This is a genomic window from Simkania negevensis Z (assembly GCF_000237205.1).
GTDB lineage: Bacteria > Chlamydiota > Chlamydiia > Chlamydiales > Simkaniaceae > Simkania > Simkania negevensis.
Window position 1 is genome coordinate 1,494,116 of sequence record NC_015713.1, and the last position, 25,141, is coordinate 1,519,256.

The 25,141-nt window shown below is 40.4% G+C and carries 25 protein-coding genes; 9 read left to right on the forward strand and 16 right to left on the reverse strand.

The window, feature by feature from the left end; genetic code table 11:
• The first annotated feature begins 240 nt into the window (after positions 1-240).
• The 6 genes from SNE_RS07465 to SNE_RS07490 are packed head-to-tail and all read left to right on the forward strand — an operon-like array spanning position 241 to position 6,813.
• Positions 241-2,106, forward strand: a complete 1,866-nt coding sequence (locus SNE_RS07465) for a glycogen debranching protein (protein WP_013943783.1) — start codon at positions 241-243, stop codon at positions 2,104-2,106.
• A gap of 33 nt (positions 2,107-2,139) precedes the next feature.
• Entirely contained in the window at positions 2,140-2,805 is a 666-nt protein-coding gene (locus SNE_RS07470; protein WP_013943784.1) for a CT253 family lipoprotein, read from the forward strand.
• On the forward strand, positions 2,805-3,668 hold the full coding sequence (locus SNE_RS12350; RefSeq protein ID WP_013943785.1) for a CPBP family intramembrane glutamic endopeptidase: 864 nt from the start codon (positions 2,805-2,807) through the stop codon (positions 3,666-3,668). The genes SNE_RS07470 and SNE_RS12350 overlap by 1 nt, the downstream gene beginning before the upstream one ends.
• A 10-nt stretch (positions 3,669-3,678) precedes the next feature.
• Positions 3,679-4,929 carry a serpin family protein gene (locus SNE_RS07480; RefSeq protein ID WP_013943786.1) on the forward strand — a complete coding sequence of 417 codons (1,251 nt, stop codon included), beginning with the start codon at positions 3,679-3,681 and terminating at the stop codon, positions 4,927-4,929.
• Positions 4,929-5,705: a Stp1/IreP family PP2C-type Ser/Thr phosphatase gene (locus tag SNE_RS07485; protein ID WP_013943787.1), complete on the forward strand. Its 777-nt coding sequence runs from the start codon at positions 4,929-4,931 to the stop codon at positions 5,703-5,705. Before SNE_RS07480 ends, SNE_RS07485 begins: the two co-directional genes overlap by 1 nt.
• The gene (locus tag SNE_RS07490; protein ID WP_013943788.1) at positions 5,680-6,813 is read left to right on the forward strand and encodes a cysteine desulfurase family protein; all 1,134 of its coding nucleotides are present in this window, start codon (positions 5,680-5,682) and stop codon (positions 6,811-6,813) included. The genes SNE_RS07485 and SNE_RS07490 overlap by 26 nt, the downstream gene beginning before the upstream one ends.
• On the opposite strand, the gene SNE_RS07495 is transcribed toward SNE_RS07490, so the two are convergent.
• The 6 genes from SNE_RS07495 to dcd all read right to left on the reverse strand — a co-directional run bounded on the left by SNE_RS07495 (position 6,792) and on the right by dcd (position 12,151).
• The gene (locus SNE_RS07495) at positions 6,792-7,265 is read right to left on the reverse strand and encodes a hypothetical protein (protein ID WP_013943789.1); all 474 of its coding nucleotides are present in this window, start codon (positions 7,263-7,265) and stop codon (positions 6,792-6,794) included. The two genes, SNE_RS07490 and SNE_RS07495, sit on opposite strands and share 22 nt — an antisense overlap.
• A gap of 165 nt (positions 7,266-7,430) precedes the next feature.
• Entirely contained in the window at positions 7,431-8,423 is a 993-nt protein-coding gene (locus SNE_RS07500) for an alpha/beta hydrolase fold domain-containing protein (protein WP_013943790.1), read from the reverse strand.
• Positions 8,424-8,768: 345 nt separating this feature from the next.
• Positions 8,769-10,004 (reverse strand): CNNM domain-containing protein, encoded by a 1,236-nt coding sequence (locus SNE_RS07505; protein ID WP_013943791.1) that lies wholly within the window; start codon positions 10,002-10,004, stop codon positions 8,769-8,771.
• Positions 9,997-11,268 (reverse strand): hemolysin family protein, encoded by a 1,272-nt coding sequence (locus SNE_RS07510; RefSeq protein WP_013943792.1) that lies wholly within the window; start codon positions 11,266-11,268, stop codon positions 9,997-9,999. The genes SNE_RS07505 and SNE_RS07510 overlap by 8 nt, the downstream gene beginning before the upstream one ends.
• Complete coding sequence (locus SNE_RS07515) at positions 11,265-11,582, reverse strand: hypothetical protein (protein WP_013943793.1); 318 nt, start codon at positions 11,580-11,582, stop codon at positions 11,265-11,267. The genes SNE_RS07510 and SNE_RS07515 overlap by 4 nt, the downstream gene beginning before the upstream one ends.
• A 2-nt stretch (positions 11,583-11,584) precedes the next feature.
• Entirely contained in the window at positions 11,585-12,151 is a 567-nt protein-coding gene (dcd, locus tag SNE_RS07520) for a dCTP deaminase (protein ID WP_013943794.1), read from the reverse strand.
• Between the two features lie 110 nt (positions 12,152-12,261).
• On the opposite strand from dcd, the gene ruvB reads away from it, so the two are divergent.
• From ruvB to SNE_RS07535, 3 genes are read left to right on the forward strand one after another with little or no spacing between them, the layout of a single operon-like run.
• Complete coding sequence (ruvB, locus tag SNE_RS07525) at positions 12,262-13,278, forward strand: Holliday junction branch migration DNA helicase RuvB (protein ID WP_013943795.1); 1,017 nt, start codon at positions 12,262-12,264, stop codon at positions 13,276-13,278.
• Entirely contained in the window at positions 13,275-14,525 is a 1,251-nt protein-coding gene (locus SNE_RS07530; RefSeq protein ID WP_013943796.1) for a SpoIID/LytB domain-containing protein, read from the forward strand. The genes ruvB and SNE_RS07530 overlap by 4 nt, the downstream gene beginning before the upstream one ends.
• Before the next feature lie 9 nt (positions 14,526-14,534).
• On the forward strand, positions 14,535-14,903 hold the full coding sequence (locus tag SNE_RS07535; RefSeq protein ID WP_013943797.1) for a hypothetical protein: 369 nt from the start codon (positions 14,535-14,537) through the stop codon (positions 14,901-14,903).
• Positions 14,904-15,038: 135 nt separating this feature from the next.
• On the opposite strand, the gene SNE_RS07540 is transcribed toward SNE_RS07535, so the two are convergent.
• The 10 genes from SNE_RS07540 to SNE_RS07585 form a co-directional block, all read right to left on the reverse strand.
• Positions 15,039-16,082, reverse strand: coding sequence for a hypothetical protein (locus SNE_RS07540; RefSeq protein WP_013943798.1), 1,044 nt, complete (start codon positions 16,080-16,082; stop codon positions 15,039-15,041).
• Positions 16,083-16,324: 242 nt separating this feature from the next.
• On the reverse strand, positions 16,325-16,831 hold the full coding sequence (locus SNE_RS07545) for a transposase (protein ID WP_079891495.1): 507 nt from the start codon (positions 16,829-16,831) through the stop codon (positions 16,325-16,327).
• Complete coding sequence (locus SNE_RS07550; RefSeq protein ID WP_013943592.1) at positions 16,782-17,138, reverse strand: transposase; 357 nt, start codon at positions 17,136-17,138, stop codon at positions 16,782-16,784. Before SNE_RS07550 ends, SNE_RS07545 begins: the two co-directional genes overlap by 50 nt.
• 346 nt (positions 17,139-17,484) lie before the next feature.
• A complete protein-coding gene (locus tag SNE_RS07555) occupies positions 17,485-17,709 on the reverse strand; it encodes a hypothetical protein (RefSeq protein WP_013943799.1) in 225 nt (74 codons plus the stop codon).
• A gap of 429 nt (positions 17,710-18,138) precedes the next feature.
• Positions 18,139-19,050 (reverse strand): hypothetical protein, encoded by a 912-nt coding sequence (locus SNE_RS07560; RefSeq protein WP_013943801.1) that lies wholly within the window; start codon positions 19,048-19,050, stop codon positions 18,139-18,141.
• A 15-nt stretch (positions 19,051-19,065) separates the two neighbouring features.
• Positions 19,066-20,445, reverse strand: coding sequence for a hypothetical protein (locus SNE_RS07565; RefSeq protein ID WP_013943802.1), 1,380 nt, complete (start codon positions 20,443-20,445; stop codon positions 19,066-19,068).
• Positions 20,446-20,461: 16 nt separating this feature from the next.
• Positions 20,462-21,163, reverse strand: a complete 702-nt coding sequence (locus tag SNE_RS07570; RefSeq protein WP_013943803.1) for a hypothetical protein — start codon at positions 21,161-21,163, stop codon at positions 20,462-20,464.
• 28 nt (positions 21,164-21,191) lie between these two features.
• Positions 21,192-22,022: a hypothetical protein gene (locus tag SNE_RS07575; RefSeq protein WP_013943804.1), complete on the reverse strand. Its 831-nt coding sequence runs from the start codon at positions 22,020-22,022 to the stop codon at positions 21,192-21,194.
• A 763-nt stretch (positions 22,023-22,785) separates the two neighbouring features.
• Entirely contained in the window at positions 22,786-24,063 is a 1,278-nt protein-coding gene (locus SNE_RS07580) for an MFS transporter (RefSeq protein WP_013943805.1), read from the reverse strand.
• A 247-nt stretch (positions 24,064-24,310) separates the two neighbouring features.
• Positions 24,311-25,024, reverse strand: a complete 714-nt coding sequence (locus SNE_RS07585) for a hypothetical protein (protein ID WP_013943807.1) — start codon at positions 25,022-25,024, stop codon at positions 24,311-24,313.
• Positions 25,025-25,141: the final 117 nt, after the last annotated feature.

Sequence of the window (25,141 nt, forward strand, 5' to 3'; positions counted from 1 at the left end):
TAGCAACAAAAAATTCATCATTTCTTGACTTTCTTTTCGGCGTAAACCCACTTATTCGGGATCTATCTCTCAGAAACCACTTTCAATTATAACAGTAAAATATTTGTTTTTCAATATTAAAAATTTAACTATACACATCATAATCCACTGAAATCAAGAGGTTTAAAAAATTAATTTTGCAAAATGACGTGAGCTCCTATACTGCGGAAGGAAGTAGCTCAATTTAAATAATTAGTTTACATGAACCCATCCTTTACAACCGGATCTAAACTCCCTTTAGGTAGCTCCCCAACCGAAAAAGGAATCAATTTCGCTGTCTATTCCCACCATGCCACAAATATCAAACTCCGCTTATTTGAAATAGGCCAAAAGACGCCATTTGCCGAATTTCCTATGGAACGTAGTGATGACTACTGGCATTTATGCGTCACTAACCTCCCTTACACCTTTGAATATACCTATCAAGCAGAAGGGCCGTATGATCCTAGTAAAGGGTTATTATTTTGCAAGGAAATGGATCTTGTCGATCCTTACGCACGAGCTGTGAATGCGAGCGACACATGGGGAAACCACCATACTCCGATGCGAGCTCTCTATGAAACGAAAATGCCATTTGATTGGGAACATACCTCTCGCCCGATGATTCCTGCAGAAGATTTAATCATCTATGAAATGCACGTGAGAAGCTTCACAATGCATCCCTCTAGCGGCTCGAAAAACCCAGGAACGTTCTTGGGAATGATCGAAAAAATTCCTTATTTAAAAAAGCTCGGGATTAATGCCGTCGAATTGATGCCGATCCACGAGTTTAATGAAACGGAAAACCTACGTCGCAGTCCTGGAACAGGGGGAAAACTCTTCAATTACTGGGGCTATTCGACATCGAACTTCTTTGCTCCGATGCGTCGCTTTGGAAAAGAAGAAGATCTCAAGTTTCTCATTCGAGAACTCCACCGCGAAGGGATTGAAGTGATACTAGACGTCGTCTACAATCACACATCAGAAGGAAATGATCAAAACTATTACCACTCTTTTCGCGGCCTAGATAACCCCACTTATTACATCATCGATGAAAACGGCTATCACAATTACACTGGGTGTGGAAATACATTGAAGTGCCAACATCCCGTCGTGCAAGATTTCATCCTTGACTCATTGCGCTATTGGGTCACTGAATTCCATGTTGACGGTTTCCGCTTTGACTTAGCCTCGATTATGACCCGCGGTGAAGATGGAAAGCCTATTCAAGATCCACCTCTGATCAAACGTATTGCAAGTGATCCGATTCTTGCTCCTACAAAAATGATTGCAGAACCTTGGGACCCAGCTGGGTTATACCAAGTCGGAACCTTCCCTTCTTGGAGGTTTGCAGAATGGAACGGAAAATTCCGTGACGATGTACGCAAGTTTATTCGAGGAGATGGAAATATCGAAGCGATGAAAAACCGCCTTCTCGGATCTCCAGATGTCTACACCGAAAAAGGAACTCCTCAGCATAGTATTAATTTTATCACAGTTCATGATGGGTTTACCTTGCATGATCTCGTCTCTTACAACGAAAAGCACAATGAGCAAAATGGCGAGCAAAACCAAGATGGCGCCAATGACAATGAAAGCTGGAATTGTGGTGTGGAAGGGAAAACAACTGATCAAGCCATCCTTAACTTGCGCCTCCAACAAATGCGTAATTTCATGGTCGCACTTTTTATTGCTCAAGGAATCCCAATGCTCCTTATGGGAGATGAATACGCTCATACGCGCGAAGGAAACAACAATGCTTATTGTCAAGATAATGAGCTCAACTACTTCCTTTGGGATCAAGCTTCTCCTCTTTTTGAGTTCATTCAAAAACTGATCGCTTTGCGTAAATCCCACCCGATTTTCCGTCAAAAAACCTTTCCCTCAGCAGTGAAGTGGGAAGAAAAGGATTACTTAGGGCTTACCCTTGGAGAGGAGCTTTTCATCGCTTTCAATCCCTCTGCTCAAGAGTATCAGCTCGAAAAAGAAGGATGGGAGATCCTCCTTTCTACTGCAAGTCAAGTGCAAACTTTAGACAAATTGCAACCCTATACATCTGTTCTCTTTGGAAAAAAGAAAGCTCTTTGATAGTATCATAAGAAAATCTTCTGGGAGTTTGAAATGTTTAGAAACCTCTGCCTCATTTTCGCCCTTTGCCTCGTCTCCTTTGGGTGTTCGAAAAACGTACACGAACAAGCGACTCGTTACTATGATGATGGAAGATCAAAGCCTATTGTAGCACTTGTTCCCGTTTTTGACCGAAGCGGAGCTAAAATTTCCTGGAGCCTCTCGGAAGAATTTACAGATCAGTTGCGTCAACGGTTCTTGAAGCAAAGTCAGTTTTACATCAATACCCCAGAGCAAATCAATGCCGAGATCGAAACGCTTAATGAAACAAATGATCCCTTCTCACGTGATTACGCTTGGATTGGAAAAGCGTTTGGTGAAGAGGAATTCGTTGTCTTTGCAGAGCTTGTAGAGCATGACATTCACCCCAAAGCTACAAATAAAAATTTTCTCGACAAGTTGACTCCCTCATGTGAACTCTCAATGACCATGCGTGTCCGTGTCTTCGATCTACGTGGGGAAAAACCTGAAATTGTGTTGCAAGAACTTTTCCACCAAAGTCACTTGATTCCCAAGCCTTCGGATCTCACAGAACAAAGTTCTGAGAAATGGAAAAAGATGTCTTTTTCAATCACTCCACTCGGACTGGCTCACAGCCAATTTTCTAAAGAAATCGCCAAACGAATTGAAGATTACATCCTCCTTTCTAAGAGTCGTTAGTGGAAGAAGTCATTATCGAGCATCTTGAACAAGCAGGACTCTTTGCTCTCATGGGAGCCATTGTTACATGGATTGCTAAAAAATGTGGTTTTTTTAAGCTCGGAGAAAGCTCTCCCGCCCCTCGCATTCAATACCCAATTATCGGTATCCTCCTTTACTTAGTGCTCTTTATTTTCGCTGTTCCGTTTGCTCTCAAGTTCTTTTCCCTTGTATATAGTCCTCTGGAAACTGCCTTTCAGGCTCATCCGGCCCTTTTTATAGCTACAGTTCAAGTTCTCTCAATCATGATCATCACCTGTTTTGTGATCATTTTTTCCCTTTTTCAAGATCAAAATGTTGTTAAACGCATTTGGAAAGAACAATTCACCTTTCCGTCTGCCATTAAAGATTTTGAGCTTGGCGTTTTAACATGGGTGATCAGCTTTTCTGTTGTGGCATGTGTTGACCAAATTGGAGACCTGTTAACCTCCCTTGCTTTTGGCACTTCACGTGTGGAACAAATTGCAGTTCGCTTCATCCGGTTGTCTGCTGAATCTCCCTATCTTCTTACAGTTGCGACAATTTCAACTGTCTTAGCAGCTCCTATTTTAGAAGAGTGTATTTTCCGTGGCTTTATGCAAACCTATCTGAAATCTAAAATCGGTTTCATTAAAGCCCTTTTTTCTACTGCATTTATTTTTGCAGCTTTTCACTTTTCACCCACCCAGGGAATCAGCAACATTACCCTTATTTTATCACTATTTACCCTCGCATTATACCTCGGTTTTCTCTATGAAAAACGAAAATCTTTGATCGCTCCGATCGCTTTACACATGACATTCAATTCAATAAGTGTTATTCGTATAGTTTTATTTTCAAGCTAACTGGGTCTCTATGAAAAGAGCTCTGCTCATTATCTTAGGATTTCTCTTCGGAATTTGCGGCAGCCTTGAATGTGCTCTCTCAAAACAAACAGAAACATTAATCGACGATTTAAACCAAGCAGCTCTGCTTGAGTTTTACCTGATGAAAAAGGGAGATAATCCTCTCGCCTCTCCCTACTCTATTCAATCGTCTTTTCTTATGGCTTATATGGGTGCAAAAGGAAAAACAGCTAAGCAAATAGCGCAAGTTCTCTCGATGACCCTCCCCCAAAATCAATTAGGAACAGCTTTTGCAGAGCTGACCGACTACCTTCTAGCTCCCACATCCCAGCATGGATATAAACTCAAGATTGGAAATGGAATGTGGATCGATGACAATCTCTCAGTCCTTTCCACATACAAAGAAATCGTTGCAAAAGACTTTAACGGTGATGTCCAACAAATTGATTTCGGAGCGCCTACTACCGCAGCCGAAACTATCAATGCCTGGGTTTCAGAGGAAACTGGTGGAAACATCAAACATTTATTGTCTCCTCAAGACATTAGCCCATCAACTGTCCTGCTCTTGACAAATGGGCTCTTTCTGCAAGGTCCCTGGAACTCTCCCTTTAGCTCAAAACTGACAGAGTCTAAACCCTTTTTAACAAGCAATAAGGTTTCAATAAACGTTCCAACCATGCAGCAAATTGGAACCTTTCCCTACTATGAAGATGATAACTCCCAAATTCTCGCTCTTCCTCTCATAAGTGAAGACACCCAACCAAATCTTGCCCTGATCATCTTCCTTCCCAAAGAGACCCTACTGACTGATATTTTTGACTTCTATTATGCGCAGCAACAACAAAGCTCTGCAGCCTTTCTCGACTTTACAAATAAATTTGAAAACGCGCGAGTTGATATCCACTTACCTAAATTTGCCTTCAGCAAACGTTTTTTTCTGAAAAACTTCTTCCTTTCGATTGGAATGGATGATGCTTTTTCACCTAGTGCAGATTTTTCGGGAATCACGGGCGCAAAAAACATCTACATTAGCGATGCATTTCACGAAAGCTATGTAAAAATCGATGAAGGAGGCATCTTTGCTGCAGCCGCTTCAGGCGTACAATTCAACTTGAAATCAACCCTTCCCGACCAAGCCCCTAAACCTTTTAATGCCAATCATCCCTTTTTCTACTGCATTGCCGACCTTAAAACTAAACTTCTTCTCTTTATGGGAGTCGTTAACGACCCTTCTATTTCCTACAAGGAGGAGAATCCCTAATGAATCACTTTCGTTTTAAGCTCTCTTCTTACGGGCTTTCAGACATTGGTCTCGTCCGATCAAATAATGAAGATGTGTGGTCTTATCTTGACGAAAGTGGATTCTTTGCCCTAGCAGATGGAATGGGAGGTCACAATGCAGGAGAAGTGGCTGCCAAAGAAGCCGTTCGCTTTGTTTGCTCGTCAGTCGAAGAACTCTTTGTCTCAAGTGAAAAAGAGTGGAATATTTTCGACCTTTGCTCCTTTACAAAACTCTGCATTGAAAATGCAAACAGCTGGGTCCATCACTTGGGTAAAAAGAGAAAAGAGTACTCAGGAATGGGAACCACCCTTTGCACCCTTCTCTTTCATGAACATTCTCTCATTTACGGCCACGTGGGAGACAGCCGGATTTATCGGTTCAGACAAGGGCAACTCGATCAGCTCACTATTGACCACTCACTCAAAAATGAGCTCATTTCTCAAGGAAAGTTTTATGAGTCTCCCAATAAGCCTTTCCCCTATAAGAACGTACTTACTCGAGCCATCGGGACTCACGGAGACGTCGAAGCAGAAATCCATATTGCACCAGTCAATGTCGATGATTTATACTTGATGTGTTCAGATGGGCTGACCGATTGCGTCACAGATCAAGAAATTTCTTCAATCCTTCGTCAATCGAAAGATCCCAAAGATATCACTTTGGAGCTCATAGAACTCGCCAAAAAGAATGGCGGAAATGACAACATTACTATTGTGAGTGTCCACGTTAATGAAGAGGATTTATCTCGATCATAATGCAACAACCCCAATTGACCCTCTCGTTGCTGAGGTCATGATGCAAGAGTTTGCTAAGGGTCCGCAAAACCCTTCGAGCGTTCACTTTTTTGGGCAAGAAGCGAAGAAAACTCTGCTGACATCCCGTCAAACGATTGCTCGCTTCCTGAAAGTGAAACCTCAAGAGATTCTCTTTACCTCAGGTGGAACCGAATCGATGAATCTCTTAATCCGCGGTTCCCTTCCACCTAAAGGAGCTCATCTCATTACTACCGACCTCGATCACCCTTGTGTCTATGAAAACATGCAAACTCTCGAGCAAGCAGGTTATCACGTCTCTTTCCTTTCACCTGGAAAAGCCGGTGCGCCTTCGCCCAAGCAAGTTGTAGCAGCTATTCGCCAAGACACCAAACTTATCATCTTATCTGCCGTCAACAGTGAAACAGGTGTCAAACTCGACATCGACTCCATTGCAAAAATTGCGCAAGAGGCAAATATCCCCCTCATTCTCGACGGAGTCGCCCTCCTAGGGAAAGAACCTTTTGCAATCCCACATGGAGTGACTGGCATGGGATTTTCTGCGCATAAATTTCATGGTCCAAGAGGCATTGGTTTTTGCTTTCTCCGCTCTGGATCTCCCCTTTCTCCCCTCTTTTTAGGAGGAAATCAAGAAAGTCACTTACGCGCCGGCACAGAAAATCTTCCAGGAATTGTTGGACTCGCAACAGCGATTTCTCTTCTTGAAAAAGAAGGTAAAGCCTATTCGGCTCACATGCATCACTTGCGCGACCTTTTTGAAAAGACTTTACAAAAATCGATTCCCAACTTGCAAATCAACGGAACCGGCCCACGTGTTGCGAATACAAGCAACCTCTGCTTTCCAGGAGTGGATGGAGAGTCACTCCTCATTCACCTCGATATGAAAGGAATTGCAGCAAGTCATGCTACCGCTTGCTCCGCAGGAGCCCTTGAAGTTTCACGTGTTCTCCTGAACATGGGGCTTCCCAAAGAAGAAGCAAGCTGCTCTCTTCGCTTTTCCTTTAGCCGGATGAATACCGAAGAAGAGGTGCTTCAGGCCACCAAAATCATCTCAGAAGCTGTAGAAAGCTACACCCGTCTTCCCCAATGAGGATGAGGCTCTATAGGACTTTTAATTTTGTAAAAAAGGAGTTGGTGCATCAAATCAATACTCTCAACCATCATGACTGAGCGCGTTACTGTTCCTGGGTATCCAAAACGCTCAGAAAAATAGGCTGTCGCCTTATATGCTGCAAAAAAAGCGATGCTAAGCGCGCAAATTTTAAAGATAAATTGGGTACTTTTTTGAATATTGAGAGTTGATCGATCGGTGGCTTCAAGAAGCTCTGTTGTAAGCCCCTTTGTTACACCTGCAACCACACCAAAGATGAACATTTTTTCTGGCTCAAGTGTCTCAGGCATGTACTCTTCAGCAAGATTTGCCGTTTTTGCCATCTGATGAAACCAATCAGAATTGAGAAAATAGCTCGCAGCTGCTGCGTTAAATCCATTGCGACATGCCCCCTGATAGGCCGAAGTCACCATTCCAGATAAAATACTCATATAAATATCACTCTTCTAGTTTAAAGAGAGGCATTATGCTCGGATTCCCGAATTAACCCAAGAATTAAATATCAAAAGGTGTACGATTCTCAACTTTTGAAGTTGTTTAAGTATAAATTCATACGGTTGAATAATTTATTTATTCAACCCACTTCATTTTTAAACTTAAGCAACTTTTGATATTGATATTTCTTGCTCCGAATATAAAGCTTGGTGCAAATGAATTGTTGCAAGGTTAATAGCTCCTTGTGCCGCAGGAGTGTGTGCTAAGTCATTAATCATGAGGAAATCATGTATTGTGCCCAAAAACCGCGTTGCTGTCACTTGAACCCCAGCTTGAGTTAGCTTATGAGCATAAGCTTCACCTTCATCTCGTAAAACGTCATGTTCTGCTGTAACAACTAAAGCAGAAGGTAAGTCTTTAATTTGTTCTATAGATGCTTCAAGAGGAGACATTAAAGGGTTTTTTCTAGCAGAAGTTTTAGGTTCATAAGCGTTCCAAAACCACTCCATAGCGGCTTTCGTAAGCCATGGTCCTTTAGCATATTGTTTGTAAGAGTTTGAATTGAGCTTAGCATCGGTGACTGGATAAAAGAGTAGTTGAAAAAGAAATTTTGGACCTTTCCTTTCTTTTGCAAGCATGGATACTGCAATTGTCATGTTTCCTCCAACGCTATCTCCACCAATTGCAATACGCGAACTATCAAGATTAAACTGCTTCCCATGCTCGGATATATATTGAGTTGCAGCATAGGCTTCTTCAATTGCAATAGGAAATTGAGCTTCGGGAGATAAAGAGTAATTAACAAACACAACGGCTATTTTGGCTTTAATTGCCAATAATCGAGCAAGGTGGTCAAAAGTATTATGACTTCCCATAACCCAACCTGCTCCATGGAAATACATAAGAACTGGTAAAGCTTGTTTATTTCCTTGGGGGCGAAAGATTTTGATCGAAACTTGGCCATTGGGGCCAACAGGAATCGTTTTATCTTCGGTATCTACACGCAGCTTGTCAGTAAATCCAGATTGCATTTTTTCTAAAAATGCGCGAGCTTCCTCCGGAGTCATTTCATAAATGGGTTTTCCCTTTTTAGAAGCTAATTTATCAATAAAGCCCTGGGTATCTTTTTCTAAGATAGGCAATTTTGATTTCATAAATATCCCTTTTTAAATGTTTCATAACCAAAAATTTAATGATTTTTCCGATAAACCGGACTTTCTTTATAACCCAAATTATTAGATGGGAACAACTTGTGTTTATCTGATAAAATTTTAACGAGAAAGGATATTGTACTTGATAATGGAACGATTACTTGGCATTTTGCTATTTCATAGCAAGAAAATTCCAGCTAAACCCTTTCTCCCTTATTCTGTATCTTATTTCTTTTATCTTTTTTGTAAAATAAATAATTTTTTATAAATTTTTTTATAAAAAAACATTACATAATTACTTGTATTCAAATAATTTCAAAAGCTGTTTGAGTATACATCTCATGACCGTTATATTGAGCGAATGGATATCGTGCGACCTGCAATGAGCGATGTTTCTTCAACCATGAGCTCAACTTCTCCCACACGGAGCGGTTCTCCTTTTTCTGGTCGGTGGCCAATTAAGCGAGTCATGAGCTCATCTAACGTCTCATCTTCTTCTCCTGGAAGAGAGAGCTTGAACCAAAGATTGATTTCAGCAACCTTGGTTTCTCCTGGAAGTACGCGATCAACGAGAACGCGGTGTTTTTCTGGAGTAAACTCGCCAAATGAAACCCAATCATCACGTTGTCCAAAGATTTCATCAACAACAGCATCAAGCGTCAACACCCCTACAGCCAAGCCTGCTTGATTGAGAACAATGGCTAGACTTTGATTGTTGCGGCGAAATTCTTTGATGATTTCGAGAATCGAGTTTTTCTCCATCACAAACCAAGGGGGACGTGAGTAAGGACGGAGACGAATTTCATCTCCATAGCGAAGAAGATCCCGAGGAAATGCAATGGCTACAATGTTGTTTTTTGTTTTGTGAAAGACAGGGATAAATGGCATTGCTTCAAGACCTAAAATGGTGCGTAAATCCCCGATTGTCCCTTCTGAAGAAATCAGTTTGACCCGATTGATGGGATTCATCAAATCTTTTGCTGTTTTGGCTTTAAGCGAAAAGATATTAGAGAGAACAGGATCAAACTCTGCTTTCTCTTCTAAAGAAAGCGTGTCATCTCTTTCTTCAATAGCGCGTTGAAGCTCATCACGTGAAAGATAAGCCGCTTCTTTTTTGACGCCAAAAAGCCAGTTTACCACTCGACAGATCCCCTCAAGAATCATCGTGATTGGACGGAGAATAATCGAAGTGAAATAAAGGATCGGAATGCCGAGCATCGTCACATTTTCAGCATAGCGACGAGCAGCAAACATAGGAGCCAATTCAGCAAAGATCAAAACAATAAAAACCTGAGATAAAGCTGACCAATCGGGATTGAGCCCTAAAGACGAATACAAACGACGAGCACATTCTGAACCGAACTGAAGCGATCCATTCACCCCAATCAACGTAGCCCCAAAAAGATTGGCAGGATTACTGAGTAGCTTACTCAGCCACTTTGCGCGCCGACTATTTTTACTCACATAGTATTGCAATCTGACTCGATTGAACGAAACACACGCCATTTCAAGCATCGAGTAAAACCCTTGCACAATGAGTGCTACAACTAGCAAAAGGAGAAAGTATTGCCACGATTTAGCCATCGTCTTTCTTCTCCTTTGACTTTTTCTTTCCATGCCGCAGACGGCGGATGTAGACACGCCTGACCCGATTCACATCAGATGACAGAACGTGAAATAAAAAGTCCCGTGTTTGGTACTTGGTCCCACTCTTAGGGATATCGCCCAATTCCTCTGTCAACCACCCACCGATTGTCGCCATGTTATTTGGGCTTTCTAAGTGGTAATCGAAAATTTCTTCAAACTCGGTCAGTTCCAACTTTCCACTCGCAATGACAATATCCTGCGATGACTGGCTGTAGTGACTTTTTTGATCCCGTCGATCAGCGATTTGTCCGATCACAGTTTCCACGAGATCTTCCAATGTCAGTAGACCTGAGATTGAGCCATATTCATCAACTACGATCATCATCGTCTCTTCTTTTTCATAACACTGTTTTAAAGCAGAGCGGCACAAAGTCGATTCGGGAATAAAAAAAGGTTTGCGTAAAAAAGGGACTAAATCGTGCGCTGTTTTGATCCGGCTTTGGTGCAGGAAAAAACTACCGCTTGTCATCACCCCAAGAATATTTTCTAGCGAACGGTTACAAACTGGAATCCGGGTGCACTCTTCATCGACAAAGAGATGGACCAATTTCGAAAGAGGCTCGTTGATATCAAAAAAGAGAACCTCTCCTCGAGGACACATCAGTTCTTTCACTAAATCTTCTTCGAGATTGAGATACCCGCGCACAAGGGTCGCTTCTTCTTGAGAAACCGTTCCTGTCTCTTTGGAAGTCCTCAAGGCGTACTTGAGCTCCTCAATCGAAATCTCTTTTTCATGCTTTAAAAAGAAAAAGAAAAAACGAGAAATCCCACTCGTTAAAAAAGTAATCACGTCACGGACAGGTTTGACAATCCACTCCATGATCCGAATAAAGGGCGCAACACGATAGGCAATCCAATTGTTCATAGGATAAGCAATCGTTTTCGGAATCACTTCCCCGAAAATCAACGTAAGAGCAAGAGGGAGGCCCACTGTAAAGAGCCAACTCGAAAACGTCCCAAAAAGACCTGAAACGACGTTTTGAACGAGAATGTTCATGAGCACATTCAGCATCAAAATCGTCACGAGTAATTTGCGCGGCTCAGATAAAAGTTTGCTAATCAGTTTTCCACGAGGATCATTTCCATAACGGTACGCACGCACTCTCATCGAAGAGAGGGAAAAAAGAGCCGTCTCTGACGCTGACAAAACTGCAGATCCAATAATCAGCAACATGAGAACGATGATTAAAGCAAGAGTCACTGGGACCTCTTTTTAAAAATGACTTTCGTTTCACCCTCTTCAACGACACCCAATCGCTGCTTCAAAACGAGCAATGCCCATTCGGGATCTTCTTCACTTTTGATCCGAAGCTTTAGCTGCTCTTGATCCCGAATTGCTAGTTCTTTTTCTTTTTTTAGTAGCTCAGCCTTTTTCTGCAAAAGGGAAGCAAGCTGGTTTTTCTGATAAAGCGCCTGAGCATAAAGAGCAATTGCCATCAAAATAAACGCGCCTATCCACCAGTTGGTGAGAAAAAAAGAAAGAATCTTGCCTTTGCTTTCTCTTGCTTTAAGCATGACTAAATCACAGGAACTGTGATTCCCACTTGCTTCATGTATTTCCCTTTACGATCTGCATAAGAAGTTTCGCAAACTTGATTCGCTTCTAAAAAGAGCACTTGCGCAATCCCTTCGTTAGCATAAATCTTTGCAGGAAGAGGTGTTGTATTTGAAATCTCGATTGTCACAAACCCCTCCCATTCGGGTTCAAATGGGGTCACATTGACAATGATTCCGCAACGTGCATAAGTCGACTTTCCAATACAGAGGGTCAAAATATTACGAGGAATGCGGAAGTACTCAACGCTCACTGCTAAGGCAAATGAATTTGGAGGAATGATGCAAGTATCTGCTTCAATGTCAACAAACGCATCTTCGTGAAAATTCTTTGGATCCACAATTGAATTGTACACATTTGTGAAGACCTTAAACTGAGGACCTACACGAAGATCATACCCGTAACTCGAGAGACCATAACTTACAATTTTTTCATTCTCGACCATGCGCACTTGACCTTCGACGAAAGGTTCAATCATCCCTTCTTCTAGAGCCATTTTGCGAATCCACTTGTCTGATTTTAACGTCATCGAAATACCTGCATATTTTTTTCGGTTTTTTACGAATAGATATAGCGCGCGAAATCCTTTTCCTGCTAGTATTTTTTCATGTGGATATTGCTTATGGATAACGGTGTTTTATGAATCAGTCATTTATTCAATCTTCGTGGGCCCAACGCGACCAAAAGCTAGAAAAACAACTCCGCCCCCTAACACTCAAAGAGTTTATTGGACAAGAGCAAGTCCGCGAAAGACTCGATGTTTTCGTCGGTGCCGCTAAAAAGAGAAAAGAGCCCCTTGGACACGCCCTTTTCTACGGTCCCCCAGGACTTGGAAAAACAACACTCGGCTACATCATTTCACAAGAAATGGGCACGAATCTCGTTGTCACATCTGGCCCCTCGATCGAAAAACCCGCTGATTTGGCAGGAATTTTAACCAACCTCGGTGAAGGAGACATTCTCTTCATCGATGAGATCCACCGTTTAAGCCGAAATGTCGAAGAGTATCTCTATCCCGCAATGGAAGACTTTTCCCTTGATCTACTCCTTGACTCTGGTCCTCAATCGCGCACTGTTCAAGTCAAACTTAACCGGTTCACCCTCATTGGAGCCACTACTCGGATTGGTCTGCTTAGTAGTCCCCTCCGCTCTCGCTTTGGATTTACCAGCCGTCTCGACTACTATGCTCCAGAACTTCTCGCTGACATCCTTGAACGCTCTTCAAAAATTTTAACGGTCAACATCAATCGCGAATCGATCATGGAAATTGCCCTCCGCTCCCGAGGTACCCCACGCACCGCCAACAACCTCCTTAAGTGGGTTCGCGATTACGCTCAAATGCGCACCGATAACCGTCTCGATAAAGTCTCGACACGCACTGCCTTAGAAATGCTCGACATCGATTTCCGTGGACTGAACGAAATGGATAAACGTTTTCTTCAGCACATCATTGAACATCACAAAGGAGGCCCCGTTGGGATCGGCACCATAGCTGCTGCCGTCGGTGAAGAAGCCTCATCCCTTGAAGAAGTGAACGAACCCTTTCTCATCATGCAAGGGTTTCTCAAACGGACCCCTCGCGGACGCGAAGCAACCCAGATGGCCTTTCAGCACTTTGGCCGTTCTTATCAACCTAAAGAAGGAGCCGACGAATGAATTTTAGAAAGACTTTGCTGACCCTTTTTGCTTGCCTGTTGAACTTTTCATTTTTACAAGCTCACCAATCTGACATCGTTGCCAGCACCACCGAAGATCAAAAACCAGCAACTATCAAAGTTCTCCTTCATAAAGATTCAACAGGAGCTCTTCTCGAAGCACGCGGTTCATTTGAAGTGGTCAATCCTGAAACTGGGAAACGAGTCAGTTCTGGTCGCAATGGGAAACGCTTTTATCTTTACCCCCATAAAGAAGGAATCAAATGGGGAGAAGACTTTCTTGGCATTTTCCAACTTCAAATCATTCCAACGAGTCCTGATACCACACTTCTCGTCAACGGAGTTCAATACTCTGGTGTCCTTGAAATCTACCATGTAGAAGAAAAGCTAAACATCATCAACGAGGTGACCGTTGAAAATTACTTAAAAAGCATCCTTCCGCAAAAGTTTCATGGGGATTACCCCGAATCTGTCATGGATGCCGTTGCTATCATCGCGCGTACAGATGCCTACTATAGTGCCCTCTTCAATCACGATGCCTTCTGGCATGTCGATGCAAATGAAGTCTGTTACGAGGGTGTTGGTCTCACTTGCCAAAACCCCGCAATTGACCGCTCTATTGAAAGTACCCGCCATCTTGTCATGACTTTTGAAGACCAACCCTTTCCCTCCACTTGGACCGAAAATTGTGGTGGAAAAACAGCTCCCTATCAAACCATCTTTAGAAAAAACACTCCGACTCCACAAGGAGTCGACTCAGTTTTTGCTTTAGCTGAACGCAAAGATACCCACTGGGCGTTCACCATGAACACCCAAGACCTTGCCAAAGTCGCAAAAATCAACCGTATCACAGGCATTGACCTTTTTGTCGACCATTTCTCGAGCAAAGTCTACGCCGTCCGCATTCATGACGGAGTGCACACAGAAGACATCGACTTTCTCACTCTTCAAAAACACATTGGAGAAGCAAAACTCAAAAGCAATGATTTCTCCGTGAGTCTTAAAGGCAATATCGCCTCCTTCGAAGGTTACGGAGTCGGATCAGGAACAGGCCTCTGCCTCTATAGCGCTTCTCAAATGGCCGAACGAGGAGACGATACTCCCCACATGCTCGCCGAGTTTTTCCCCTACACACACATCGAAAAAATGCGAGCCTACCCCGAAGCCATTGTGTCAGCTAACAAAGGTTCCTTTGTGTCGCCCAAACATAAAAAAGCAACCCAAAAGAAACACCGGATTTTACACTAGGAATTCGTCATGGCACATCCCCTCACCTCTAAAAAAAGAGCTAAAGCCATTTCATCGGCTCTCTTTCTGATCGGCATCGCCGTTGTGATGTTTCTTGACGCATGGTGGCCCGGCATCATGGTCGTGATTGGAGTCCCTCTTGCCCTCAAGCAATTTCTCGAAGGGCGTTACCATGACACCCTGCTTACCCTTCTTGTATTTGTCGGCTTTTTCATCATCGCCCAATTCAACATCTCATGGAAAATTCTTTTGCCCATTCTCTTTATCATGGCAGCGGTCTACATCCTCTGCAAAGAGTGGGTCGAAGGAAAGCTCATCTCCGAAGATGAACGTGAAGAAGATCTAAACAAAGAATTCGAAGAAGAAGACAAAAAATAAAACTTCACTCCCGAAGGAGTGAAGCAATTTTGTTGAGATTTGCATCTCAATAACTTGAGCACTCACAAAAAGTACCAAGCTAAGGAATTCGAAAAGAAGTCTTAAAGAGATTCATTTTAAATCCCTTTTCCAAAGTCATTTTAAAAATCTTAAACGATCCATAAATGAAGGTTCTTTTGGATGCGAGGATTGTTGACTATTCTCAATTCTTGTTCCTAGATCTATATAAGGATTATCTCTTCCTTTATTCCGCTCTACCATAAGATATATTTGAAGCTCTCCACGAAACTTATCTGCCAAATCATGTTGCTCTGTTAAATTACATTGCGTTAACTCATGAGATTCAAGATCGAGTTCAAATACTGTAGTAAGTACTCCAGAGTCGTCGCAAATAGGGATAAAAACATATTTCTTATCCTCATCAATTGCTTCTTCCAACTTTGGAACGACTAGACAAGAAATATTCCCTTTAATATGAGAAATAGTCTCTGTATTATCTCGACCTTTTCTCAGCCAAATCTTATCAATCAAAGTTGTATCTTTGTCGGATCCATTTGCGAAAGTATCTGCGAAACGATTAATTGTATCTTTTCCCTTGAGAGAATAAGTCTCAGTAAATTTTTTCAATCTCTCTTCGAGTGGTATTTCTTGCGGCTTCGGATTAGTTAGTCCCTCACTTGATAAGCTTACCTGTTTCTTAGAATCCACTAAAAATGTAGTTTTTTGCTTTACTATGTCTTTTTTAACTGATTCATCTTGCTCGTCTTCTAGCAATGCTTCGGAATCAGAACTCTCAACTGTTTCGTAACCTTCTGGAGGCCAAGCGGCTGTCTCGTTGTTAGCGTTTCCCTGTGGCAAACTATTCACCTCTTCATGAACTTCTCGATGATTTGATGTATCGCCATCACCCCAGTCGCCATCATCAGTTAGCCTATAGGAAGGAGTAGCAGGACTAGTAGCTCCTATTCCTGAATCTCCGCTAAAACATACACCCACCTTCTCAACTAGCCAAGAACCCATATTCAATGGAGCTGACAAGATCCGCCCTCCAGCCCATTTACAGGCTTTTGCAAAGTCACAAACTAGTTGCGCAAGATCATACCATTGATCTTCTTTAATATCTTGGCTAGTAGCTGAGTTAAATTTTACTTCTGAAGTTTGATTAATTTTGTCTGTCATGTTTATCTCCCTTTCTTTGTTATAATATAATTATAACATGTTTATATTTTTTTTAAAATAAAAAACGAAAATTTTATATTAATTTAACATAAAAAAAGTTGCTAAGTTGAAAACCTAGCAACCAATTGGGGGGGGATAGGAGTATAAAAAAGGATCTGTGATTTATGTTATAAACTCAGAAATACGATAGTTGTTCCTGAACTTATGTAACTTTAGTGATTGAAGAAAAGCTGTTCATGAACCTATCCAACTAAATTTTTTATCCAAGTATAAACTACCCCCAATATTACCAATCCATTCCATATCACGAATAAACGCTCCCATCGCATCAATAGCCGACGACAACGTCTTTTTAACCAAGCAAAAGCTCGTTCTACYTTCCAGCGTTGTGGGCTCAATTTGAAGAAATGGGTAACTTCGTTAATTTCTGGCGCCCATCTTCCTTTGATTTTCCGATAGGGAATTAGAGGAAATATTCCCATGTTTAACAAAAACTGACGTAACCAGCCTGCATCATAACCTTTGTCTGCCTCAAGAACAACTACTCGCCCTTTGAGTGACTTTAATGGAAGCTGTGTAAGCAATCTGCTAACTTCCTGTTTTTCATCCCCCTTTGCATCGGTAGTTGTAATGGCTATTGCATTGCCGTTTTTATCGATAAGCAAGTGAAGCAGAACTCCCTTGCCTTTATAACCATAATCAACTTTTTCCCCTCCTCCTGGAGCGGGGGGAAAAAGAACCGTCCACAGCTACTTGAGAAAGATCAACTTTTCCTTCCATTATTGCTATCTGTAATAGCCCACTCATCACCTTATCAAAAACTCCTTCAACACTCCATTGCTTTAACCATTTGTGAGCTGTAGAACGAGGGATAAAAAGAGAGGAATCTGTCGGAAGATCCGCCCAACGACATCCTCTCGTTAAGATAAAGAGTATTGAATTCCAGGTTTTGCGTAGATCACTTCGAGGAGTTCCTCTCTCCAAAGGAAAAGTATGGTCCATAAGACCTTCAATGAGTTGCCATTGTTCATCTGATAAACACTTAAATCCTGCCATGTCATCTCCTAAATTTTTTTAAAAGAATATAGCATTTAACTTTTTAGTTGGATAGATTCATCGGTGTGTTTGTAAAAATGTCCTGAACTTTCAATACAACTTTTCATCTTTCTCATTTTGTTTGTAAAGCTTGTTTAACCTTCGTCATATACTCAAACTACTTCAAAATTTGGTTTTGGGCAACGCGAAAGCTTTCGGAATTCGTCGATCTTAAGTGACCCAATATTAGGAATATGAGGTCACTTAAGATCGGCAAATTACGGTGCTTTGGCGCAGCCGAAAATCCAAATTTTGAAGTAGTTTGAGTATATTTGTTAGCCATCACTAGTTGATCAATATGCAGTGATCAGTCCAAATGTCCTTGCAATACAGACTGATTTGAGTTAAGTAGAGATGTAAGATTCTGATTAGTAGCTTCTTGTATCTCACTCTCTTTCGCAACTTCTGTTTGATTTACTGCATTAAAAGAGAAGTTTCCTTTATTCTCTTGCCTATTTGTTTTTTCGCTTGCGGTTGAATCTTTTTCAGCAAATTTCAAAATCTTTGATTCTGAATACTTCTCTTTCGTCAACCAGGAGATTGTGTGACATCAATTTCTGTTTTCATTTGTCGAATGCGACTCTTGACTTCTGGATTCTCTATGCTGTAGTGACCAACCATCTCCCACTTCTTGTAATCGTGTTATCAGTTAATCTTTACTTTCCCTTCTTTTCTATAAATTAATTATAACATATTTATATTTTTTTAAAAATAAAAAACAAAAATTTTTATATAAATTTAACATTAAAAAAGGTTGCTAAGTTGAAAACCTAGCAACCAGTTGGGGATAGGAGTATAAAAAAGGATATGTAATTTTTGTTATAAACTCAGAAAAACAATAGTTACTCCTGAATTTATGTAACTTTAGTGATTGAAGAAAAGCTATTCATCGGTGTTTCTAAAAATGTCCTGAATTTACAGTATAACTTTTCATCTTTCTCATCTTGTTTGTAAAGCTTGATTAACCTCCGTTATATTTGTTAGCCATCACTAGTTGATCAATATACTGAGCAAATGCTGTGATCAGTCCAAATGTACTTGTCGATTGTCCTTGCAATACAGACTGGTTTGAGTTAAATAGTGATGTAAGATTTTGAGCAATAGTTGCTTGCGCCTCATCATCTTTCGCAACTTCTTTTCGATTTGCAGCTGCTAAAGAGAAGCTTCCTTGGAGCATATGTTGTAATCCTGGAGTGAGTAGGTTTATTTTTTCACCAACATCTTTTATTTCATTTGTTCTCTTGTCTATTTGACTTTTCGCTTGCGCTTGAATCTTTTCCACATCTTCATTTTTAGCAAACTTCAAAATATCTGCATCTGATATTTCTCTTCCGTCAATAGTGACTTTTTTAACTTGATCAGGAGATTGTGTGATGTCAATTTCTGTTTTCATTTGTTGAATGCGTTTCTTGACTTCTGGATTCTCGATAAAATCTTTTGGAAGATTTTCTGGGGATTGATTCGAAGCTACTTTATCAGTTTGAGGTTTATCGACTGGTTTGAGGTACTTTTCACCTTCTGATAGATTTTGGCTTGCTTTTCTGAAATATATTTCACCTCCAATTGCACCTCCAATGCTGAGGGCTCCGCCAGCAATTTCGCCAGTTCCTGATAATATTTGGTCTATTTTCTGCTGGGTCCCTTGATCTTTTTGCAGTTCGCTTGTCGCATTGGCTTCTGTGATGCTCGCGTTATTATTAAGAGCTGCAAGAGTGTTTTGAAGTTGTCCAATTTCTAAATCAATTTCACTCATCTTTAGTAAGATAGCAATAACAGCTCCAGCCGCTCCCATTTGAAAATTTGAAAAATCATAGGGACTACTAGAGGGTTCTTTCTGTTTGTTTGAAGATATTGTTAATTGTGGGTTTGACATAAAATTCCTCCTTATTTAACTAGCTCTTGCTAAGACGCTTGCTTCAGCTTGCATCGGAGCGATGTAATTTGATATATTTTGAATAAGATTCACAAAGGATTGGAGTGATACTTTGGTATCCTCTTGTGTTTTTTTAGTCGCCATCTGATTTAATTCAGCCTCAGTCTTCAACTGGTTAATATTGGCTTTCAACTCGCTTAAAATCTCTTCTTGTTTCCCTAGCTGTATATCGATCGCTCCCATACCGATTTGAGGTCCTGCTGGTAGCGCCTGAGCTAATAACAATGCACTCGTTGCAAGAACTTTAAGTCTTGCGGTACTCAGTGATGACAACTTCGTTTCAAGAGTTGCTCCCGCCTCTTGAACCATTTCCATCAATGAAGAGAATCTTTCACTTAAACTCGATAGCTTTGAGATTAAATTCTTACCTAAGTTTAAAAGTGAGCTTTCAGAAGATTCAGCCGACGAACCTCCACCACCTACAACTGCACCAACAATCGCTACGACGAGTTGAATAATTTCGCCTAAGATCTCTAAAGCTTCTTTTAATTTTGGATTTGAAGATTTTACGGCAGCGGCTTCAAAAATATTTACAATCGCGTTCGTTCCAGCAGTCGCTTGGGTTCCCGTCATGACAGAGATCCTTATTGCACTTTTCACTCCATTTTTTAAGCCTCCGATTGCTTTGGAGGCAAGTGTAGCTCCCTCTTCTGCTGTTTCTTCTGCAACAGTATCTAACGTGGCTATAGCAGCTCCGCCTACGGCTCCTACGCCTAAGGTTACAACAATTGTAGCAACAACGACAATTGCAGCAGCTAAAGCGCTCGCTACTTTTTGAGCTTCATCCGAGCCCATTCCTGCAGCTTCTAAGCCTTTAGCAATTCCTTTCGAAAGAGCGTCTGTAAGCTTACTCATCCCTCCTGTTGTCGAAGCAATCGTCATTGCAATCAAAGCAATAGCAACTTCAGGGTTTCCTGTAAGAATTGCTATTGCGGAACCGATGATTGTTCCAATAATTTCAAGAGCAGTAAAAAGCTTTTGTTGTCTCCCTTGTTGCTCATTTTTACTAATCTGATCTGTTGTTTCTTTGAGTCTCAGTTCACTTTCTTCTTTTGACGCACTAGCGACCGTTGCTCCAACTTGTAGCTGACCATTTTCTAATTCTTGTTGAATTTTTGCATATTTTCCCATGAGCTCGGCTAAGATTCCTTGCATTTCTGCCATTGCCTGTCGCAAGCTTTCATGAGAGTCATTGTCATTTGTGTTTTCATTTGTTTGATCAATAGCAGTGTTCAAAACTGCAAGTAGAGAAACTGAAGCCAAGTGCTTTTTCTCATTTAACTCATCAACTGAGATAAGTTGACTATTTAAAGGCTGATTTATTTTTTCTAACATGTTTGATCTCCCTTTCTTACATGGCCGACTGTAAAAGATTTGACGTATATCCTAGGGCTTGCACCATAGAACCTCCTGTTGCCAGTAAATTCGATCCTGCTTGCGCGGTGCTCTGTACTCCTGATTGAAGGTCTTGTAAAGTTGTTTGGTCACTTTGTTCCAAATTTGTAAAACTTGATTGCTCTGATTGATATTCTGACTGAGCCATCCCAAGATAATTTTGAAAACCATCTTTAAATTGTTTACCATCGATTTGATAGAGGTGCCCATCAATTGTGAAGCTAAATACCCAATTTTCTGGATCATCAAAATAACTATCATGCTCTTTACCGCCGTTTTTTTGATAAGTAGGATTTTGTAAACCATCACTTCCATTTGTTTTTTGCTGTTGATGTCCAAATTCATTATTAAAATTATGCCACCAAAGCATTGCCCCTGCTTCTAAAGCGTCTTCTCCTTTTGGTGGTGGGCCACCTCCATTTTGATTCCAGTAATTTTCAAAAAAATCGGGAAGACTGCTGCTACTCATAGCCTGATAAAAGGCATTCATTGCTGCCATCATTGTCATGATGAGGTTGAGTTGCTCTTGAGAGTCTTTATAAACTGCATTGAGCACATCTGCCATCAACTCCGTTGAAGCGGCTTGAGAAATTTGAAGCCCAGTAATGGAGCTTGACTGATTATTAATTGCGATGAGCATATTTTCTTGATAACTCATAAAAAACCTCTTTTGTTATTGTCTAAAGTTACTGAGTTCCCATTCGGCTATTCACGTGTGTAATAAGCCCTGTAATCATTGACAGGACATTTTTCATCGTTCCTTCATAGGAATTGAAATTTTGTTGGTCTGCCGACAAGTTAGTGGAAGCAGTTGAATTGATTTGGTTTTGCTGAGTTTCTGCATTTGAAACGACGTCATCAATTTGCTTCATCGAACTTGAGCTGCCGTCGCTTGGGTCCGAACCACTTGAGTTTTGGGTCGAGCCTTGATAAGCATTTTCAAACAGGGTTTTGAGCGAAGAGCTCACCTTTGTCCAATCTGTATTCGGATCGGCAAACGCAGCAAATAAACTTTCTGTCTTTTGACCATTATTCACTTGGAAAGGATCAAAGTCGCCGCTAATTTCCTTGACGAAATCCGCGTTTTTGAATGGGGCTTCTTTACCCCCTCCTCCAGTATTGAAGTAGTAGTTCAGGTCGATATAGTATTGATCAGTGTCTTTTACAAACTTTTCAATATCAGCTCCTTCCTTATTGGTATCTTTGTTCTTAATATCTTGGAAAATGTTGGTTATATCTGAGTTAATGTGGTTTAAGTCGTTATTGAGAAGTGAAATAGTATCCATGAGTGAGGATTCTATGTTCATTTCTCCACCTTGATAACTTAAAACTGTATTGCTCAGGACTAAGGCAAAAAACATGAGAGCTGCCCCAGCATTTGCAATTGCTATTTTGTCAAATTCGAGCATCTCCTTTGTGTAAAGCTCTTTAAGAGCTTCTGCTTCTTTTTTGGCCTGAAATGGATCTTCTCCAGGAGGTTTTTGTGGAATGCCAATACTTCCTGTGTCAGCCGTCATAAATTAAGTCCCCTTCTTTTTGATTATTAATAGTTTATATAAAATTTTGCTTTAAGCTTCTCAAATCTTGTATCTGAGCTCAACTTCCTGCAAAAAAATTTTTCAATTTATAAGGTTTTTAAGCTTCAAACCTTAAAAATTGGAAAATGTTTTTGCACAAATGGTTCCTCATGTAATCTCAGCTACGATTACACCCATTTTATGAGCTTACTCTAAGGTATTCAAATGATCGGAAAGTGGATGACTAGCCCATCCAAAGTCTCGATCGACCCAATAAAGTTGGCCCTATTTTTAGCACTATTTTTCTCGAAGAAGACCGAAAGATAACCTTCATTCTTCTTTCTAGATGGCAATTAACCGAAAGCAGCCATTCCTCTATTCGAGAAAAATGTCATGCAAAATCAAAACTGCAATAAACAGTTTTTCTAAAAAAAATACATAAGTTATTGCTTACAAAAATCTTAAAAAATAAATTGGATATAAAATCCATCAAAAATTGATAATAAATAGATAGGGTTAAAGCATTTCTTCTGTTTTTTGAGGGTATTATAAAAAATCAAAAAACAAACTAGCTATATCCCTAATTTGATATTGACACAGAGATATGTTGTTATAACTATATCTTAAACTTTCGTTCAAGATAACTTTATTATATCATATTACTATTTTAATTAAACATATTTTTTAAAAAAGTTAAATAATTAACAATCAAAGGATTAAAACTAGAACTATTTCTTAAGTTATTGATTTTAAATCGTTAACATTAAATTTTCTGTTTGCCGTATGTTTCTTTCACTCGAAGAAACAAAATCAAGCCTATTAAGGCCGATAATGGAAAGATCAAAAAGATCCATTTAATATGATTCGAAGAGTAAGCTGAAGCATCAAGATTGATTCCCGTAAAGTAAATGATCGCGCGAATCAGCCAATCGGTAATCAGTCTAAAAAAAGAAAGAGAGACGATTAACATACCTATCACAGTTGCAGTGACTTGAGGAGAATTTTTCTCATGAATAAGAGTTGCAGTGAGGAAAAAAGTCCCCGCAAAAAAGGAGTTTACATAAAAGAGACTTAAAATGAATGGGATAGGAAGGGTTGGAAAATAAATAAACGTCAAATTTGCACAAATCGCAATAATTGCACCCATGATAATTAGCTTCTTACGTACTTTCTTCCGCATCGCAAGCCAGCCAAAAAAGAGCGCTCCAAACCCGTAGGCTAGCATCGTAGGAGCATTCAAGAGCGATGTAGCTTGATGGGAGGTTTCATGTAAGGCTTCGAAGCTGGCAATGTGCCAAAATCCATCAAATACGATTCTATGCCCTTCAAAGAGGCCAAAACAAATCGCGATAAGCCAGTTTTCACGATTTTTAAGAGCAGTCAAAATGGCTTCTTTTATAAAAGAAGTCTGATGATTGGCGAAAATATTATAAGACGCAGAAGAGGAAGAGGCTCGAAAGATGAAAAAAAAGAATAAAGCGTAGATGATTCCCAGTATTCCATAATTGGTAAAGATTTTTGCCCAAGCGAAATTTGCAAGAAAAAATTCCACTAGAGGCTGACCAAAGGCTGCCCCTATATGTGCAATGCAAATGGTTGCTCCCACCATTATCGGAAAATAGGCAGGTCTAAACCAGTTAGAAATGAGTTTAAAAACATTGGCATAGGTGACAGTTACACCAATTCCAGTAATAAAAAGAGCAGTCCATAAAATTAGAGCGGAATAACTTAATCCGAGCATCAAGATACCAATCGTACTAATGAGCATGAAACTACCTATGACTATCGTAGGACCATACTCATCAATCATAAATGCGATAGGAAGTTGAAAAAGGATGATTGCGACCAAATATGGAGTGAAAATGACTTTTAAGGAACTCACTGCTACAAGTTTTTTCATAACCAGAGGAGAACGCGCATCCCAAATGCTAAATTCAACCAAAAGGAGAAAAAAAATAAAAAAAACAGCAGCCAACCACACGCTTTGAGCATAAATAGGTCTGGGATGAGAAAGGAGCGGCTGAATATTTTGCTTCTTCAAGGATGTCTCCTCTAACTTTTACCTACGTTGATAACCTTATCTCATATTAAAGTTTTTTTTTATTCCACCTTTTTCGATTTTCAAGACGTGCAAAACGAGGAGAAGGACCGTCCCTTGAATAAGAGACAGGACACGAAGAGGAAAACAAAAAAGCTTCACCCCCGAAGGAGTGAAGTTTAAGTTGAAATCTTTAAGTAGAGCTTCTATCAGAGGAGAAACCTACTAGGCATTGTTAACTTAATAGGTCTTAACGCATGTTTTCCAATTGTGTATTAATTTTTTCTAATTCTGTTGCTGCTTGATCTTTAACGACACTAAGAAATTCTCTGTCATAGCTCCACATCTCCTCCCATCCGTCTAAGTCGTCTGAAGCTGGAAATTGTTTCACGTCCTTTATTAAGGGCGGTTGTTCTGCTTCTGCTAAACTCCAACCTGGTAAGTTCCAATAGGCTACTGTATCAAAATACGCTCGTTTGAAAACAAGATGATCGTAAAGCTTTGTTGATAGAACAGAATGTAGAGCTTCAACTGCACTCTTTTGCGATAACAATGTTTCTCTCTCTTTTGAATTAGGTTCTATTGGTGCTGATCTTGCCGCAATAACATTATTTTGCGAATCTTCTGAAGGTGGCTTAATAGAACTAGAAGACCCCTCAGATTCCCCAAGAGAGTCAATAGAAATATTTTTCCCTTCAATAGTTTGTTCCGTTCCTTCTTCCGAATAAAAATCAGCAGTAAATGTCGTGCTAATTCCTGAACCCTCGTCTCTGTCAAGGCCTGTCCAGATCTGGTAAGCAAAATATAGTGTCAATGGAGCAATGGGTACAATAAGTGAAGCAAAAAGCAAACCCACAATTGTTGTGATTTTCCCTTCTTTACTGTCCCAAAAACCTGAGTTTGAGTGTTCTCCGATAAGTGGTGTGTGTTTTGTTATATGTGATGATGTAGCTGATGTAGCCATATTGATTCCCCCAAAAAAATTTACCTTTTAATAAAAATTATAACATATCGAAAATTTTATTTAAATAGTTAATTTAAAACACTCAAATCATTTATAAATAATAGTTTAACCGTTTTA

Coding starts and splice junctions, on each gene's coding strand:
- SNE_RS07465 (WP_013943783.1), top strand. CDS start 241: ATGAACCCATCCTTTACAACCGGATCTAAACTCCCTTTAGGTAGCTCC.
- SNE_RS07470 (WP_013943784.1), top strand. CDS start 2,140: ATGTTTAGAAACCTCTGCCTCATTTTCGCCCTTTGCCTCGTCTCCTTT.
- SNE_RS07480 (WP_013943786.1), top strand. CDS start 3,679: ATGAAAAGAGCTCTGCTCATTATCTTAGGATTTCTCTTCGGAATTTGC.
- SNE_RS07485 (WP_013943787.1), top strand. CDS start 4,929: ATGAATCACTTTCGTTTTAAGCTCTCTTCTTACGGGCTTTCAGACATT.
- SNE_RS07490 (WP_013943788.1), top strand. CDS start 5,680: ATGAAGAGGATTTATCTCGATCATAATGCAACAACCCCAATTGACCCT.
- SNE_RS07495 (WP_013943789.1), bottom strand. CDS start 7,265: ATGAGTATTTTATCTGGAATGGTGACTTCGGCCTATCAGGGGGCATGT.
- SNE_RS07500 (WP_013943790.1), bottom strand. CDS start 8,423: ATGAAATCAAAATTGCCTATCTTAGAAAAAGATACCCAGGGCTTTATT.
- SNE_RS07505 (WP_013943791.1), bottom strand. CDS start 10,004: ATGGCTAAATCGTGGCAATACTTTCTCCTTTTGCTAGTTGTAGCACTC.
- SNE_RS07515 (WP_013943793.1), bottom strand. CDS start 11,582: ATGCTTAAAGCAAGAGAAAGCAAAGGCAAGATTCTTTCTTTTTTTCTC.
- dcd (WP_013943794.1), bottom strand. CDS start 12,151: ATGACGTTAAAATCAGACAAGTGGATTCGCAAAATGGCTCTAGAAGAA.
- ruvB (WP_013943795.1), top strand. CDS start 12,262: ATGAATCAGTCATTTATTCAATCTTCGTGGGCCCAACGCGACCAAAAG.
- SNE_RS07530 (WP_013943796.1), top strand. CDS start 13,275: ATGAATTTTAGAAAGACTTTGCTGACCCTTTTTGCTTGCCTGTTGAAC.
- SNE_RS07535 (WP_013943797.1), top strand. CDS start 14,535: ATGGCACATCCCCTCACCTCTAAAAAAAGAGCTAAAGCCATTTCATCG.
- SNE_RS07540 (WP_013943798.1), bottom strand. CDS start 16,082: ATGACAGACAAAATTAATCAAACTTCAGAAGTAAAATTTAACTCAGCT.
- SNE_RS07550 (WP_013943592.1), bottom strand. CDS start 17,138: ATGGCAGGATTTAAGTGTTTATCAGATGAACAATGGCAACTCATTGAA.
- SNE_RS07560 (WP_013943801.1), bottom strand. CDS start 19,050: ATGTCAAACCCACAATTAACAATATCTTCAAACAAACAGAAAGAACCC.
- SNE_RS07565 (WP_013943802.1), bottom strand. CDS start 20,445: ATGTTAGAAAAAATAAATCAGCCTTTAAATAGTCAACTTATCTCAGTT.
- SNE_RS07570 (WP_013943803.1), bottom strand. CDS start 21,163: ATGAGTTATCAAGAAAATATGCTCATCGCAATTAATAATCAGTCAAGC.
- SNE_RS07575 (WP_013943804.1), bottom strand. CDS start 22,022: ATGACGGCTGACACAGGAAGTATTGGCATTCCACAAAAACCTCCTGGA.
- SNE_RS07585 (WP_013943807.1), bottom strand. CDS start 25,024: ATGGCTACATCAGCTACATCATCACATATAACAAAACACACACCACTT.